Here is a 528-nt window from a genome sequence, read left to right as displayed (position 1 = left end):
CATCCCGGTGCCACCGAGCAAGGGGCTCCGTCGGCGTTCTGAGGGGGCCGTCCCAACTTGTGCGGTGGGGTGCCTCTGCTACCATGACCGACTCCTGCGGACGTAGCTCAGTTGGTAGAGCGCAACCTTGCCAAGGTTGAGGTCGCCGGTTCGAACCCGGTCGTCCGCTCCACGTATGGCCCCGACGCTGTCGGGGCCATCGCCGTTTTCCCACTACACTGACGCATTCTGGCGACGTGGCCGAGTGGTGAGGCAGAGGCCTGCAAAGCCTTGCACAGGGGTTCGATTCCCCTCGTCGCCTCCAGGACCCGCGGGCACCGGTCGTCAGCACGCTGGCCGGTGCCCACGGGCGCGTCCGAGATCGTCCGGGTCGCTCCTCGCTCGGCTGCTTGGGTCGCTCCTCAGCTGGGTGGACCCGTCCGGCAGGCTCCTGGGGCAAGCTGATCGGGTGAGTCAGCCCCCCGAACCATGGGTCGCACCCGAGCCGGCCTCGCCCGGCGCGCCCCCGGGGCGTGCGTCCGGACTCGC

At 69.9% G+C, this 528-nt stretch carries 2 tRNA genes; both read left to right on the top strand.

Annotation, left to right across the window (positions count from 1 at the left end):
- The first annotated feature begins 96 nt into the window (after positions 1-96).
- A tRNA-Gly gene (locus ACTIF6_RS26865) sits at positions 97-172 on the top strand.
- A 58-nt stretch (positions 173-230) separates the two neighbouring features.
- Positions 231-304 (top strand) — tRNA-Cys (locus tag ACTIF6_RS26860).
- Positions 305-528: the final 224 nt, after the last annotated feature.

Source organism: Hydrogenophaga sp., from assembly GCF_051860785.1.
Classification (GTDB): Bacteria; Pseudomonadota; Gammaproteobacteria; order Burkholderiales; family Burkholderiaceae_C; genus Hydrogenophaga.
The sequence above is the reverse complement of the archived record's forward strand: the minus strand, read 5'-3'. Positions and strand labels throughout refer to the sequence as shown.